This is a genomic window from Brevibacillus sp. NPDC058079, assembly GCF_042885155.1.
GTDB lineage: Bacteria > Bacillota > Bacilli > Brevibacillales > Brevibacillaceae > Brevibacillus.
The window spans coordinates 1-15,235 of sequence record NZ_JBHVSO010000013.1; the positions used below are offsets into that span (position 1 = coordinate 1).

At 45.3% G+C, this 15,235-nt stretch carries 13 protein-coding genes; 1 reads left to right on the top strand and 12 read right to left on the bottom strand.

Features of this window, described 5'->3' with window-relative positions:
- Positions 1-125 precede the first annotated feature (125 nt).
- From pstB to ACFVS2_RS28325, 4 genes are all read right to left on the bottom strand, one after another.
- Entirely contained in the window at positions 126-899 is a 774-nt protein-coding gene (gene pstB, locus ACFVS2_RS28310; RefSeq protein WP_173621250.1) for a phosphate ABC transporter ATP-binding protein PstB, read from the bottom strand.
- A 19-nt stretch (positions 900-918) separates the two neighbouring features.
- Positions 919-1,809 (bottom strand): phosphate ABC transporter permease PstA, encoded by an 891-nt coding sequence (gene pstA, locus ACFVS2_RS28315; protein ID WP_173621251.1) that lies wholly within the window; start codon positions 1,807-1,809, stop codon positions 919-921.
- On the bottom strand, positions 1,810-2,757 hold the full coding sequence (pstC, locus tag ACFVS2_RS28320; protein ID WP_173621252.1) for a phosphate ABC transporter permease subunit PstC: 948 nt from the start codon (positions 2,755-2,757) through the stop codon (positions 1,810-1,812).
- 89 nt (positions 2,758-2,846) lie between these two features.
- Positions 2,847-3,776, bottom strand: a complete 930-nt coding sequence (locus ACFVS2_RS28325; protein WP_390239665.1) for a phosphate ABC transporter substrate-binding protein PstS family protein — start codon at positions 3,774-3,776, stop codon at positions 2,847-2,849.
- A 185-nt stretch (positions 3,777-3,961) separates the two neighbouring features.
- On the opposite strand from ACFVS2_RS28325, the gene ACFVS2_RS28330 reads away from it, so the two are divergent.
- The gene (locus ACFVS2_RS28330; RefSeq protein ID WP_173621253.1) at positions 3,962-4,162 is read left to right on the top strand and encodes a DUF378 domain-containing protein; all 201 of its coding nucleotides are present in this window, start codon (positions 3,962-3,964) and stop codon (positions 4,160-4,162) included.
- A 569-nt stretch (positions 4,163-4,731) separates the two neighbouring features.
- Here the strand turns inward: ACFVS2_RS28330 and ACFVS2_RS28335 are convergent.
- The 8 genes from ACFVS2_RS28335 to ACFVS2_RS28370 all read right to left on the bottom strand — a co-directional run bounded on the left by ACFVS2_RS28335 (position 4,732) and on the right by ACFVS2_RS28370 (position 15,181).
- Positions 4,732-5,280, bottom strand: coding sequence for a GerMN domain-containing protein (locus ACFVS2_RS28335; protein ID WP_390239666.1), 549 nt, complete (start codon positions 5,278-5,280; stop codon positions 4,732-4,734).
- A 14-nt stretch (positions 5,281-5,294) separates the two neighbouring features.
- The gene (locus ACFVS2_RS28340) at positions 5,295-6,956 is read right to left on the bottom strand and encodes an N-acetylmuramoyl-L-alanine amidase family protein (RefSeq protein WP_390239667.1); all 1,662 of its coding nucleotides are present in this window, start codon (positions 6,954-6,956) and stop codon (positions 5,295-5,297) included.
- A 170-nt stretch (positions 6,957-7,126) separates the two neighbouring features.
- Positions 7,127-7,603: a hypothetical protein gene (locus ACFVS2_RS28345; protein WP_390239668.1), complete on the bottom strand. Its 477-nt coding sequence runs from the start codon at positions 7,601-7,603 to the stop codon at positions 7,127-7,129.
- 41 nt (positions 7,604-7,644) lie between these two features.
- Positions 7,645-7,902 (bottom strand): hypothetical protein, encoded by a 258-nt coding sequence (locus tag ACFVS2_RS28350; protein ID WP_007721136.1) that lies wholly within the window; start codon positions 7,900-7,902, stop codon positions 7,645-7,647.
- 130 nt (positions 7,903-8,032) lie between these two features.
- The gene (locus ACFVS2_RS28355) at positions 8,033-9,619 is read right to left on the bottom strand and encodes a peptide ABC transporter substrate-binding protein (protein WP_390239669.1); all 1,587 of its coding nucleotides are present in this window, start codon (positions 9,617-9,619) and stop codon (positions 8,033-8,035) included.
- Positions 9,620-9,743: 124 nt separating this feature from the next.
- Complete coding sequence (locus ACFVS2_RS28360; protein WP_390239670.1) at positions 9,744-11,342, bottom strand: peptide ABC transporter substrate-binding protein; 1,599 nt, start codon at positions 11,340-11,342, stop codon at positions 9,744-9,746.
- 136 nt (positions 11,343-11,478) lie between these two features.
- Positions 11,479-13,131, bottom strand: coding sequence for a peptide ABC transporter substrate-binding protein (locus ACFVS2_RS28365; protein WP_173621259.1), 1,653 nt, complete (start codon positions 13,129-13,131; stop codon positions 11,479-11,481).
- Between the two features lie 424 nt (positions 13,132-13,555).
- Positions 13,556-15,181: a peptide ABC transporter substrate-binding protein gene (locus tag ACFVS2_RS28370; protein ID WP_173621260.1), complete on the bottom strand. Its 1,626-nt coding sequence runs from the start codon at positions 15,179-15,181 to the stop codon at positions 13,556-13,558.
- Positions 15,182-15,235 lie beyond the last annotated feature (54 nt).

Consider the following 15,235-nt stretch of genomic DNA (forward strand, 5'->3'; position numbering starts at 1 on the left):
GCAAAAACACCTCCAAGATTGTCCCCATATCTTACGACATGGTTTAGTTCTCTTGAAGGTGTTTTGATTTGTCTCACTTTAAGGGGTCAGTCCCCACATGTGCTCGGGAGGGCTTTTCTTTTCTATTAACCAAATCGTCCGCTAATATATGCTTCGGTTTTTTCGTTCTCAGGTGAAGTGAAGATTTTCCCTGTCTCATCCATCTCGATCAGCTCACCCATCAGGAAGAAGGCAGTTTTCTCAGAAATTCGCGCTGCCTGATGAAGGTTATGGGTAACGATCACGATCGTATACTCATCTTTTAGCTGCATGACCAGCTCTTCGATTTTCATGGTAGAAATCGGATCGAGAGCGGAAGCCGGTTCGTCCAAAAGCAAAATGGTCGGCTGCATTGCGAGGGCACGCGCGATACAAAGCCTTTGCTGCTGTCCACCAGAAAGGGAGAGCGCTGAGTCGCGAAGACGATCTTTTACCTCGTCCCAAAGCGCTGCTTTTCGCAAGCTCGACTCAACCAATTCATCCAAATCACGTCTATTGGTCATTCCGTGGAAACGCGGTGCAAATGCGATGTTTTCATAGATCGATTTAAAAAATGGATTCGCTCGTTGGAACACCATTCCTACCACTTGGCGCAGACTCTCGATGTTTACTTGCGAGCTGTTAATGTCGATACCATCTACAATAATGGAACCCTCTACACGACAAGAAGGAACCAGATCATTCATCCGGTTCAAGCTCCGTAAAAGCGTCGATTTCCCGCATCCGGACGGACCGATAAAGGCCGTCACGGAGTTGCGTTCAATATCCATTGATATATTTTTCACGGCGTGCTTCTCTCCGTAGTATACATTCACGTTATTCGTCTGAATGATCGTTTCTTGCATGGTCAGTACGGACATGGCTGCCACCTACCTCTTCTTAGTTTGATCCTGACGTCATCTTTTTGTAAACCCAATTCCCAAACCAACGAGCGGAAAGGTTAAAGAGCAAGACGGCAATAATCAGAACAGCAGATGCGCCATCTGCGACATCACGCGCATCCGGTGTCAGCCCCTCGCTGTTTACCTTCCAAATATGCACGGCCAATGTCTCGGCAGGACGGAACGGGTTCAGCGGTGAGGTCGTACTATTCAATGAGAAGTCGGTGAAATCCAGATTCGGTGAAGACATCCCCGCTGTAAACAGCAAGGCAGCCGCTTCCCCAAATACACGGCCAGATGCCAGAATGGCACCTGTGAGGATACCTGGGAGTGCTGCTGGAAGGATGACAGACACGATGGTACGCCATTTGGTAATACCAAGCGCGAGACTCGCTTCCTTTTGACTGCGTGGTACGTTGCGCAGTGCATCCTCTGTTACACGAACCAAGAGTGGCAGGTTAAATACCGTCAGCGCAAGTGCTCCACCAAACAGGGTATAACCCCAGCCAGTCATATTTACGAATACGAGCAATCCAAACAAACCAACTACGATAGACGGAAGAGAAGACAATACTTCTATACTCATGCGGATAAACTGTGTAATCTTGTTATCCGGCGCATATTCAGCCATATAAATGCCTGCTCCGATCCCGAGCGGCAACGCGATCAGCATGGTCAGGACCAGCAAGTACAACGAGTTGAAAAGCTGTGGTCCAATCCCGCCACCCGCATTGACAATATCCGGTGGAGAGGTCAAAAAGTCGAGATTCAGCTTATGCCAGCCTTGTGAGAGAATGAAGCCCAATAGTCCCACCAAGGTACCGATAATCAGTACGGCAATCAGTGTCAAAACAACAGTAGCAGCGCGGTCCATCAGTCTCGCTTTCATCTATTTCGCCAACCTCTTTCTGCCCAACAGGCGCAAAATCACGATAAAGATGAAAGACATCGCCAAGAGCAGCAAAGCCATTGACCAGAGAGCGTTGTTATACGGAGTTCCTTGAATCGTATTCCCCATGTTCAATGTAATACCGCTAGTGAGCGTACTGATCGGTTCTAGCAAACCGCCTGGCAGCTTCGTTGTGTTACCAATAACCATTTGCACAGCCAAAGCTTCTCCAAAAGCACGAGACATTCCCAAAACAATGGCCGTCAAACAGCCAGGAAGCGCGGAATGCAACACGACATTCCAAATCGTTTGCCAGCGAGTAGCACCCAACGCGAGCGAAGCGTTGCGCAAGTCTTGCGGAACAGCCTCAATGGCATCTGCTGCCACACTCGTAATGGTAGGCAAAATCATCAGGGCAAGAACAAGTCCCCCTGCCAATAGGCTGAAGCCAAGAACATCAAATTGTTCGCGAATAAATGGAACAAGCAAAGTTAGTCCAACATAACCGTAAACGACCGATGGGATACCAACCAACAGCTCGATTACCGGCTTCAATACTTTTTTCCCGAAGCCCGGAAAGATCTCTGTCATAAAAATAGCGGCGCCGATTCCGAGTGGTGCGGCAATCAAAGCAGCCAGTGCCGTTACGAAAAACGAACCAAGAATAAAAGGCAGGACACCATACGCGGATGGTTCACCTTCTGGGTCCCATTTGTCATGGGTTAAAAATTCTTTGAAGCTTACTCCATCGACGAAGAACGTCGACAACCCTTTTGAAGCAATAAAATAGGTGATCGATAAAACAACAATAACGAGCAAACCCGCACAAATCATCGCAATGGTTTTGCCAGTAATATTCTCTGTCTTTTGACGCTTGTTCGTTGTCAGCATTTTTTGCGCAATCATCGATTTACGCTCTGTATTTACCCCTTCAGTACGATGGCTCATGTTCTCCCTCCTGGAAAGAAAACGACTGTACGCAAGCAAAATGAGGGGAAGGCCCCCCTACCCCTCTATTTTGCTGTTGACGATAACGCTTATTTTTGTGTTACTTTGCCTTCTGCATCACGTTCCACTTTCATATCTGTGATTGGCAGGAAGCCCAATTCTGTTACAGTTTTCTTCTGTACTTCGTCAGTCAGGATGAAGTCGAGGAACGCTTTTGCATCGCCAGTTGCTTCACCTTTGGTGTACATATGCTCGTACGCCCATACTGGATATTTGTTCGATGTAATGTTTTCTGCATTTGCTTCCACGCCATCCAATTTCAGAGCTTTTACAGAGTCATTGAAGTAGGACAGTGCCAAGTAACCAATTGCACCTGGTGTTTCAGCAATGATTTTGCGAACAGTACCGGAGGAATCCTCTGTGATACCTTCTGCTTCTTCTTTACCATCCAACGCGAATTTGCTGAATGTCGCGCGAGTTCCGGAAGATTTCGGACGGTTAACCAGCGTGATCTTCATGTCTTCACCGCCAACGTCTTTCCAGTTGGTGATTTTACCAGTGAAGATGTCGATCAATTGTTGCTTGGTCAAGGTGTCTACTTTTACTTGCGGGCTTACCGCTGCTGCCATACCGACAACCGCTACTTTATGGTCTACCAGTTCGTTTGCTGGAATGCCTTTTTTCTCTTCTGCGAAAATATCGGAGTTACCGATCGTTGCTGCACCGCTTGCTACTTGGCTCAAGCCCGTGCCGCTTCCTCCGCCTTGTACTTGGATTTGTGCGCCTGCATTTTTTGCCATAAAGTCTTTGGCCGCTTGCTCGACCAGAGGCTGTAAAGCGGTTGAACCCACTGCTGTTACAGGTTCACCGGAAGTTTTTGTTGTCGAACCAGAGTTGCTTTGCTCCTGAGCTGGTTTTTGCGCTGGTGCTGGTGTCTGTGCTGTGTTGCCACTTCCACACCCCGCGAGTAATGCCCCTACACATGTCAGCGCAATAAACATTTTGCTGAGTTTTTTCATTGGATGAAAATCCTCCTTAAAAGGTTCGGTTTGTTTTTTTCTCTCTTACAAGTACAAACTATACAGCGGGAATGTTGTCGTATTATGTTGTGAATGTAAAGCTTTCTTAAAGATGGAGGGATTCCTGTTGTAAACCGGCGCAAACATGGGAATACTGTCCCTATTCTTTTGGTGGGGGTGTCCATGTGGAACGGCTGGCTTTGCTTTTTGTGATCATTGGTGCCCTGAACTGGGGATTAATCGGGTTATTTCAATTTGATTTAGTCGCAAGCTTGTTTGGTGGAGCGGAGTCTATCGTAAGTCGAATCGTGTATACGATAGTAGGCTTGTTTGGGGTGTATGCCATCAAGTTTCTATTCACGGATCGGGAAGAAACGCCAACATAAAAAACTGTGTCCGACTGTTGGGGTGGGGCGGAAACAGGAGAAAACGCTTAGCTTCTTGTCCCACCCGCTGAGGGATTCACTGCCCGTCTCCATGAAAAAAAGCGAAACCCGCGTCCAAAGTGGTCCATTCAAGAGGTGTCTCAGAGGTGGACGCTAAAAGCTTGTTTCTCTTTTTTTCATTCCGTCTCGGTCGGTGTACCAAAGACCTTCGCTTATTTCTCCTGTTTCCTCTACGAGCTATCATGCTATTCGGATTTTAAAAGCCTTGAAAGAATGAAGAAATGTAATCAGTCACGACAGAGAAGAATATTTCCAGACGTAGCGACTTGTGGAGTCCAACCGAGCGGAGAAGCGGTTAGCGGGCAAAAGAAACGCAACGTGCCCATGCGACGAAGCGGCTACCACTTTTGCGTTTCCCCGCTAATCGCTTCGGAGCGGGCAATCTCAGCCCTCAGCAGGACGGAGCCTGGAGCCTAGACTGGAAATATTCTTCTCCCCACGACAGCCACTATACGAGAAAAAAAGCAGCACATCCCGTTTAACAGGATGTGCCGCCTTTATGGTGATGATTAATTGTCTCGTTTCAGTGGCTCGGAGAGATCTACGTGCCCCATCAGCGTTTCTACTTTCTTGCCATCCTCCAAGAAGACAATCTCCTTTACTTCCGAGAACTGAAAGAATGTATTCTTCAACGCATCCAAAGCCATCGTCTCGCCACTTGAACCCATATTGAACTGATTCTTGCTATCTGCGTCAATTTTCAGGGTTCCTTTATCAAGTGTGATCGAATGGTACTTGAAATCTTTCCACAGTGGAATGTGCACGTCTGGCTTTACAGGCGTCTCCAGCAGGGCAAGTGTCTTTTTGTACTTCTCGATATCTTCTGCAAACGTGATCTCTTGCTCTTCTTTTTGCAGCTCCATCACATTATTATCTGAATAGTAAACGGTGACCATTTGCTTTTTCAGAGTCGGCTCTGTTGTCGATGGATCAGTGTTTGAACCAGATGGCTGTTCTACTGGTGTGGTTGGCTGTGGTGTTTCTGTCGCATCTTGCCCACATCCGGCCAAAAGCAGCATCACTAACGCTGCCATCCAGATCGCTCGACTTTTTTTCATCGTGAAAAGCCCCCTTACTGATAAGACTCGTAGTATTCACGAATAGCCGCAACAATGGCTTTCGCGATTTTATCTTGGAATGCCGGATTCGTCAGCTGCGCGTTCTCCTGTGGATTGGAGAGGAAGCCTGTTTCGGTCAACACAGCAGGCATTTTCGTGTTTTTGATCACATAAAAGCCGCTCTGCTTGACACCTCGATCCGGGAACTGCGTTGCCCCACGCAAATGTTTATGTACCACTTGGGCAAAGTCTTTGCTGTTTTCATTATAATAGAAAGTTTCTGTTCCTGCAGCCGTCGGTTTCGGGAATGCGTTGGCATGCATAGACAAGAACAAGTCGGCATCTAACTCATTGGCAAAAGCGGCACGCTCTGACAGTTCATAAAACACATCCGTCGTGCGGACGGGAACGACTTGAAACTCTGGATATTGCTTCAGCAAAGCCACAATCTTATTGGAGACAGCCAAATTGTAATCTTTTTCATTGTTGCCAGCGGAGCCCTTCGTGCCTGGGTCTTTTCCTCCATGACCGGCATCAACGACGATCAGGTAGCCTGTTTTCTTCGGTTTTGGCGTCAATTTTACTTCGATACCGTCTTTCGTGTAAGCCAGCTCATACGTGCTCTTTTGGTTCAGCTCAATAACGACGCGAACCGTGTCAGGAGATGCACTGTATTGGCTGTAACGCAGGTTAGCGATGAGAGGTTCTTCTTTCGCTTGTTCTGCCTGATTCAGTTCGTCAGAATCTGAATCTGAATCTGTGCCTTGGTCTTCATCATCAGCAGAGGCTACTTCCTCGGATTCGCCTACGCTATCGTTTTTCTCGTCTTGACGTTTTAGATCTTCGATTAAATCATCATCCAATGCTGTTTGTGGGAGATCCAAGACGATCCGATGAGGACCTGTCATCACAAAGGACTGAGGAATGACAGGTATGGTCGTTTCAATACGAACACGGTCGCCGTCCTCAGATACATCTTTCAAAATATTGAGGCGATCGATCTCAACCTGATTATTTTTCTTGTCCCACGCAAATGACCCTCCAAGCTCGTCCTCCAATTGACGTAATGGGAGAACCAACTGATCATCAATCGTCATCCCGCGCTCAGGTCTTTTCCACGCAAAGCCTTTTTGTCCCGCTTGCTCAGCTACAGCCTGTGCGGACGCGTACATCGTGTCTTCCACTTGATACAGCTTGATCGGCTGGGTTGGTGCCTTGCCATTCAGCTTGACCTGTGGTGTTTCGTTCGCAATGACAGTTCGTGTGCTGTTGTCCCACCCGACTGTAACGCCAAGTGACTCCCCGACAAAACGCAGTGGCAGCAGCATACGCTTTTGTGAAATAACAGGCGGCGTATCGAGCTTCACTTGTTTGCCGTTCAACACTGCTGTACGGGAGTCAAGAGTAAGGGAGAGCTGCTGTGTGCCTCTGGAAATGACAGCTGTTCGAGTAGCGTCATTCCAATCCACTTTTGCACCTAGCCCTTCGGCGATGACACGGACGGGAACCAACGTGCGTCCATTCTTGATGACTGGCGGCACTTCAGCATTCACTGCTTGTCCACCAATCATGAGATTGACAGCCTCCTCTGAGGCACTGCTTGCTGCAACCGCCCAACCGGGGATTAGCAGCAGGACCAGCAGCGCAAAAAGCAGAGGGTAAAATCGTCTCTTCATCCTGACCTCCTCCGTGATGTCTGTTTTCTTCGTTATGTGGCGTCAGCCAATGTGCAACGTTCACCATTCTATTAGACGCTAGATGATCTGTAAAGTTTATAGTCTTTTGGTACCAAAATGAAAAGACCGCCTCCGCAAGCCCGCGAGACAGTCTTTGTAACTGATATTTGTTATCGAAAAAATCCCCGTCTCTCTTGCCTACTTACTTCTTGAACCGGTTTTTTTATCATGTTCAAGCCACCGTTGGCAAGAAATTGCTGTATCAGCGAAATCACAGCTGGATTTGACAGCACCTTAATGGAATCAGCTACCTTTGGGTTTTTCAATTGGGGAATAGCGTCGCCTAGATACGGTAAAAGCGGCAGTAAATCTTCGATAGAAATAGCAGGCTTTTGTGGTTGGGTTACAGCTTCCACTTGAGCGGTATTCCGTCGTCCTCCAAACAGCAGACCTCGACGTTCTCCTGTACTTCTTGGAGGTGCTTGTTTGAGGCGCCCCAGTGTATTCTTCATATCCTGCAGCTCCTGCCGCACCTGACTCATTTCTCTCATCATTTGGGCATTGTTTGCATGCTGTGCATCCGCTAGTTTGTTGATCGATTCTTGCAAAGTGCCCCTGGGCACAGCCTGCTTCTTTTTCGCTTTCATTTTTTCAACGATAATCCCACCTCCCTCCTCACTCTACCCCCTTATCTAAAACGTTTTTTTATATTTTCCAAATCCTTTGCAGTGACACCTTTTTTCGAAAGCTTATTCAACAGACTTCCGACATTTTCTGTTTTCTGCATCTGACGAAACTGCGCAGCATAACTGTTAACCTCTTGCTCGGTCAATTTTTTCCCTGACTTTCTGGCCATTTCACGAATGACTTCCTTGATTCCCGCATCCGTCCTCAGCTTTTCCTTAGGAATTGATTTTACAATGTTGAGCAAAGAACCAATATCCATCCATATCCCCCCTAGTTGCAGTTAGTTCCTTTTTACTCTATGTAGCCAAGGGCGTAATGGATTGGTCATTTGTCCATGAGACTGAAAAAAAGAAGAGGTCGTAAAAACCCTCTTCTCATCCGTGTTTTGATTATGGAGTAATATCTGCGTATTTGAAATCGATAGCTCCTAGGCCATCCATGTCTACATTTTTCAGCTTGTCGTTTTGCACCCATGAATTCGTGTAGTAGTAGATGGGTGTGATAGGCATATCATCCATTAAAATTTGTTCAGCCTGCGCCAAAATTACTTTTCGCTTATCATGGTCTTGCTCTAGGTTAGATTGGTTCAAAAGCTCCCTGTACTTCGGATTTTCCCAACCAGTATCGTTGTTTCCACCGTCTGCTTCCTTGAACAATTCCAGGAAGCTTATCGGATCATTGAAATCAGCTGTCCAACTTGCACGAGCAATTTGGTAGTCACCTTCGTTCACATCTTCCAGGAAGACCTCCCACTCTTTATCTTCGAGCTTCACATCTACACCGAGGTTCATCTTCCACTGATGCTGAATGATCTCCGAGACCTTCTTATGGCCTTCGGACGTGTTGTAGGTAAGTGTGATTGGCGGGAGCTTGGTGATACCTTCTTCTTTCATCCCCTCAATAAGCAACTTCTTCGCTGTTTCCACATCATTATCTGTAAAATATCCCTTTTCATTCAATGTCATAGTCGGCGGTACGTAGCTGGTTGCAAGCCATGGACTAAGGCCAAGAACATCAATCAATAATTCACGATCAATCGCATAAGCAAAAGCTTTCCGAATTTTTGCGTTGTGAAACGGTGCTTTTTCGGTGTTAAAACGGTAGAAGTATGTACCTGCAATCGGCTTCCATTTTATTTTCTCAGCAACCTTACTATCAATATAAAATGGCAGTGACGAAGTTGGAGATCCTGCCCAATCCAACTCTCCATGTTTGAACATTTCCAGCTCCGTGTACTCATCTTCTTCCATCGAGAAATCGATTCTGTCCAACTTTACGTTATCTTTATCCCAATAGTTCTCGTTTTTCACAAGGACCATTTTGATTTTTTGTTCCCATGTTTCCATTTTAAATGGTCCGTTACCAACGATCGTTTTTACATCTTTAGCCCACATTGGGTTACTTTCGACAACCTTCTTGTTTACCGGATAGTATGTTTTGATGGCCAACAGCTCCAAGAAATATGGGGTTGGGTTTGTTAGCTCCACCTTTAGCGTTTTATCGTCGATCGCTTTTACGCCAAGGTCTCCCTCCTTGCCAGTTCCTTTATTAAATGCTTCTGCACCCTTGATATAATACAACTGGTAGGCAGAATTAGAAGCTGTTTTTGGATCGAGAACGCGTTTCCAGGCATATTCAAAGTCTTGTGCTGTTACTTGATCGCCGTTACTCCATTTTGCTTTACGAATCTTAAACGTATATGTTTTCCCATCCTCAGAAATGGTATAGCTCTCTGCTGCTGCTTCGTGTGTCTTACCGTCCTTCCCTTTACGGGTCAGCCCTTCAAAAGTAGCTCTGATAATCGTAAGAGAAGCGCTATCCTCTGCAATACCCGGGTCTGCTGTAGGCGGATTTGCCTGCAAATTCATTCTCAATACCTTTTTTGACTCTGCCATTTTGGCAATGCCCTCGTTCCCTGTCATCAATCCACCCAAAAAGAGGACCGAACTTAACACCAGAAAAATACTCTTTTTCAAAATATACACCCCAATTTTTCTAAATAAATCCAAAAATAGTATACAACAAAAATCGATTTCAAATGAAAATGAGACGAAAAAGAAGAGTGGTTTATACAACTCCACCCTTCTTTTTGGCTGTCATTTATTTCTTTTCTACGAGATCTGCATATTTGAAGTCAATATCCCCAAACCCATCCATCACTACATCTTTCAAATTCTCGTTCTGCACCCAAGAGTTCGCGTAGAAGTAGATTGGCATGATTGGCATTTCATCCATCAGGATTTGCTCAGCCTGCATGAGAATTGCTTTACGCTTCTCTGGGTCTTGCTCCAGAGCAGATTGGTTCAGGAGCTCCTTGTACTTTGGATTTTCCCAACGTGTATCGTTGTTTCCGCCGTCTTTTTCCTGGAACATTTCCAAGAAGTTGATGGGATCATTGAAATCACCCAGCCAGCCTCCACGAGCGATTTGATAATTACCTTCGTGTACGTCTTCTAAGTATACCTTCCACTCTGAATTTTTGAGCTTGATATCTACGCCGAGGTTTTTCTTCCATTGATCCTGAATTTCTTCTGCGATCTTTTTATGGCCTTCGGATGTGTTGAAGGAGAGTGTGATTGGCGGAAGTTTGGAGATACCCTCTTCCTTCATACCTTCTACCAGTAATTTCTTTGCAACTTCGAGGTCATTATCTTTGAAGTAACCGTCTTTGTTCAACGCCATGCTCGGTGGTACATAGCCTGTTGCAGGTACTTGACCAGCTTTCATGATATCGGCGGTGATGCTTTCACGATTAATTGCATAAGCGAACGCCTTACGAATTTTTGCGTTGGTAAAAGGCGCTTGCTCTGTATTGAAACGGTAAAAGTAGGCACCGGCGATTGGTTGTGTCTTCAAGATGCCCGTTTCCCTCAAAACCGGAAGTGCGTCGATTGGCAGCGAGGACATTGGAGCACCCGCCCAATCCAGTTCGTCGTTATCAAACAAGGACAATTCCGTATTCTCATCTTCTATCATGGAGAATTCGATCTTATCCAACTTTACATTGGCTTTATCCCAGTACTTCTCGTTTTTTACGACAGTCAGATTGCTCTTGTGTTTCCATGTTTCCATTTTGAATGGTCCGTTGCCAACAACCGTCTTAGCCTCGTCAGCCCATCTTTTGTTGCCTTCGACTACCTTCTTGTTCACAGGGAAGTATGTTTTAAAAGCAACCAGCTCCGGGAAAAATGGTGTCGAGTTTGTCAGTTCCACGTTTAGCGTCTTATCGTCAATCGCCTTTACCCCAACGTCTCCCGCCTTGCCGGTCCCTTTGTTGAAGTCTTCTGCACCTTTCACATAATACAACTGGTAGGCGTAGTTGGATGCTGTCTTTGGATCGAGTGCACGTTTCCAAGCATATTCGAAGTCACGTGCCGTTACTGGATCGCCGTTGCTCCATTTAGCTTCACGAATCTTGAAAGTATAAGACTTCCCATCCTTAGAAACGGTATAGCTCTCTGCCGCGGCTGGGTGCACCTTACCGTCTTTTCCGAGACGTGTCAGACCTTCGAATATAGCAGTGATGATCGTGCTAGAGGTAGTATCCTCCGCAATTCCTGGGTCTGCTGTAAGCGGCTCCGATTGCAGATTTATTCTTAAAACTTTAGGCTCAGCTGCTTGGATAGCGCCTTCGTACCCTGTCATCATTCCACCGAAAACGAGGACTGAACTCAAAGCCAGAAAAACACTCTTTTTCATCATACACACCCCTATTTTCTTAATGAAAATCTTCCAAAAATTAGTATACATTAAAAGTGTAAAATTTTGGATATTAAATAGACAAAAAAAGAAGAGAGGTGAGTATAACACCGCTCTTCTTTTACAGGCACAGCTATTATTTCTTTTCTGCGATATCAGCGTATTTGTAATCTACAGCACCCAGACCATCGATGATTACGTCTTGAACCTTGTCGTCTTTCACCCAAGATTGTGTGTAGTAGTAGATTGGCATAATTGGCATTTCATCCATCAGGATTTGCTCCGCTTGCGCCAGGATAGCTTTACGTTTTTCTGGGTCTAGCTCCAGAGCGGATTGGTTCAGGAGTTCTTTGTACTTCGGATTTTCCCAACGAGTATCGTTGTTTCCGCCGTCTTTTTCCTTGAACATTTCCAAGAAGTTGATTGGATCGTTGAAGTCACCCAACCAGCCTGCACGAGCCACTTGGTATTTACCTTGGTGTACGTCATCCAGGTATACCTTCCACTCTTTGTTCTCGAGCTTCACGTCTACGCCCAGATTTTTCTTCCATTGGTCTTGGATTGCCTCAGCAATCTTTTTGTGACCTTCGGAAGTGTTGAAGGAAAGAGTAAGTGCCGGGAATTTGGTGAGACCCTCTTCTTTCAATCCTTCTTCGAGCAATTTCTTCGCTGCTTCGATGTCATTATCCTTGTAGAAACCGTCTTTGTTCAGTGCCATGCTTGGTGGTACATATCCTGTTGCAGGCAATTGACCAGCTTGCAGGATGTTGTCGATCAGGCTTTGACGATCGATCGCATAGGCAAACGCTTTACGGATTTTTACGTTGTTAAACGGTGGTTTTTCTGTGTTGAAACGGTAGAAGTAAGTACCCGCGATTGGCTGAGTTGTCATTTTGCCGGATTCTTTCAAAGCTGGGATCGCGTCTGTTGGCAACGCAGATGTTGGAGCACCTGCCCAGTGCAGTTCACCGTTTTCGTACATGGACAGCTCAGTATTCTCATCCTCTACCATGGAGAATTCGATTTTGTCCAATTTCACATTGTCTTTATCCCAGTAGTTGTCGTTTTTGGAAACTACGAGCTTGCTCTTGTGCTCCCAAGAATCCATTTTGAATGGACCGTTACCAATAACTGTTTTCGCATCGGTAGCCCATTTCTCATTGCCATCTACTACTTTTGGATTAACTGGGAAGTATGTTTTGAATGCAACCAGCTCCAGGAAGAATGGAGTTGGGTTCGCCAATTCTACTTCGAGTGTTTTATCGTCAACTGCTTTTACGCCAACTTCTTCTACTTTACCCTTGCCTTTGTTGTAGGCTTCTGCGCCCTTCACATAGTACAGTTGGTATGCATAGTTGGAAGCTGTTTTTGGATTAAGAGCGCGTTTCCAAGCATATTCGAAATCTTTTGCCGATACAGGATCGCCGTTGCTCCATTTATTATCACGAATTTTGAATGTATATTTTTTACCGTCCTCAGAAACAGTATAGCTCTCTGCTGCTGCTGGAGCATATTTACCGTCTTTACCAACGCGAGTCAGACCTTCGAAGGTAGCTGTGATGATTGTGCTGGAAGTTGTATCTTCCGCAATACCTGGGTCAGCTGTTGGTGGCTCGGAGTGCAGGTTCAGTTTCAGTAATTTAGAGCCAGTTGCTGGTGCAGAATTTTCTGTCTTTCCTGCCGATGCATTGCTATCTGCTGGTGCCGCCTGGTTTCCGCCACCGCATCCTGCGAGTGCCGCACCAAGAACGAGGATAGAACTCATTGCCACGAAAACATTCTTTTTCATACAAGTAATCCCCCTTTTCTAAATCTTTTATCAATATACATGGTTTTATATATTTTTTAAATATGTTTTAGAATGATTTAATAAATTTTTATTTATTTATAAAGAGAATTAATAAATTATAAAATATATTGATCGATAAATAAATTTTCCATAACATCCCTACCTCGATATCTTTAAGGAAAACCGCATAATATCAAGCTTTTTCAGGGTTGAGGATTCACACACCTCATTTATTGATCTATTTTTCATTCACCCAATTTTGCTCACATTCAGTAAAGTGACAATAGTAATTTAATTAATAATTTTATAATTTCTACTATTATCGTTAATCCTCTGCTCGATTGTTCTCTCTTATAAATGATTTACAAAAAAAGAAGAGTGCCGTAGCACCCTTCCTTTTTTACAACGAGTTATGCACTTTTTCTTATTGAATGTCTGCCCATTTCCAGTCTACGAAACCGAGACCGTCGAGTACTACACCTTTTACTTTGTCTTTTTTCACATAAGAATGAGTGTAGTAGTAGATTGGCATTGCTGGCATTTCGTCCATGAAAATGGCTTCTGCTTGTGCCAGGATTTGTTTGCGTTTTTCTGGGTCTTGTTCCAAAGCAGACTGGTTCAACAGCTCTTTGTACTTCGGATTTTCCCATTTCGTGTCGTTGTTACCGCCATCTTTGTCCTTGAACAGGTCCAAGAACGTGTATGGATCGTTGTAGTCACCAGTCCAGCTAGAACGTGCGATTTGGAATTTACCTTGGTTTACATCTTCCAAGAATACTTTCCATTCTTTGTTCTCCAGCTTAATGTCTACGCCGAGTGCTTTTTTCCATTGGTCTTGGATCGCTTCGGCAATTTTCTTGTGACCTTCAGACGTGTTGAAGGAAAGTGTCAGGGTCGGCATTTTCGTAATGCCTTCTTCCTTCATACCTTCTTCCAGCAATTTTTTCGCTACTTCTACATCGCCGTCTTTGAAGTACGGGCTTGTTGCCACTGCCATTGTTGGCGGGATCAGACCCATAGCTGGTTCTTGGTTTGCTTGCGTGATGTTGTCGATGATAGATTTACGATCGATTGCATAAGCAAACGCCTTACGGATTTTCGCGTTGTTGAACGGCGGAACTTCCGTATTGAATTTGTACATGTACGTACCCGCGATCGGGCGTGTTTGCATTTGACCGGATTCTTTCAATGCAGGAATCGCATCGGTAGGAAGTGCGCTCAAAGGTGCTCCGGACCAATCCAAATCATCATTGTCGAACATGGACAGCTCTGTATTTGCATCTTCAACCATGGAGAAGTTGAGTTTGTCGAGTTTTACAACGTCTTTATCCCAGTAAGTATCGCTCTTCACGAGAACCAATTTGCTCTTATGTTCCCATGTTTCCATTTTGAATGGACCGTTACCTACGTGTGTAGCTGCTTCGCCCGCCCATTTATCGCTGCCTTCCACTACTTTTTGGTTAACTGGGTAGTACGTATAGAACGCAGTCAGCTCCAAGAAGAATGGGGTTGGGTTTTTCAAAGTCACGACGAGTGTTTTATCGTCTGTCGCTTTTACGCCAACATCATCAGCTTTTGCTTTGCCCTTGTTGTATTCTTCTGCGTTTTTCAGGTAATACAATTGGTAGGAGTAGTTAGATGCTGTCTTCGGATCGAGCGCTCGCTTCCAAGCGAATTCGAAATCTTTTGCAGTAACTGGCTCTCCATTGCTCCATTTGCTGTCACGCAGGGTAAATGTATAAGTAAGACCATCTTGGGATACGTCAATTTTTTCTGCTACAGATGGTTGTGGTTTGCCATCTTCGCCAATACGAGTGAGACCATCAAATGTTGCACGCAGAACCGCACTGGAAGTAGAATCCTCAGCCAATGCAGGGTCAGCAGTTGGTGGCTCGGACATCATGTTCATTCTCAATTCTTTAGGTCCACTTGTTTGCTCACCAGCAGGTTTGTTACCTTGCTCGCCTGCTTTCTCGCCGCCGCCACAGCCTGCCAGCGCCGCACTCAAAACTAGGATAGAACTCATTGCTGCAAAAACGCTTTTTTTCACGGTGTTGACCCCCTTTTTTCTATCGGTAAAACTTCATTGAAAGCTACTCCACAA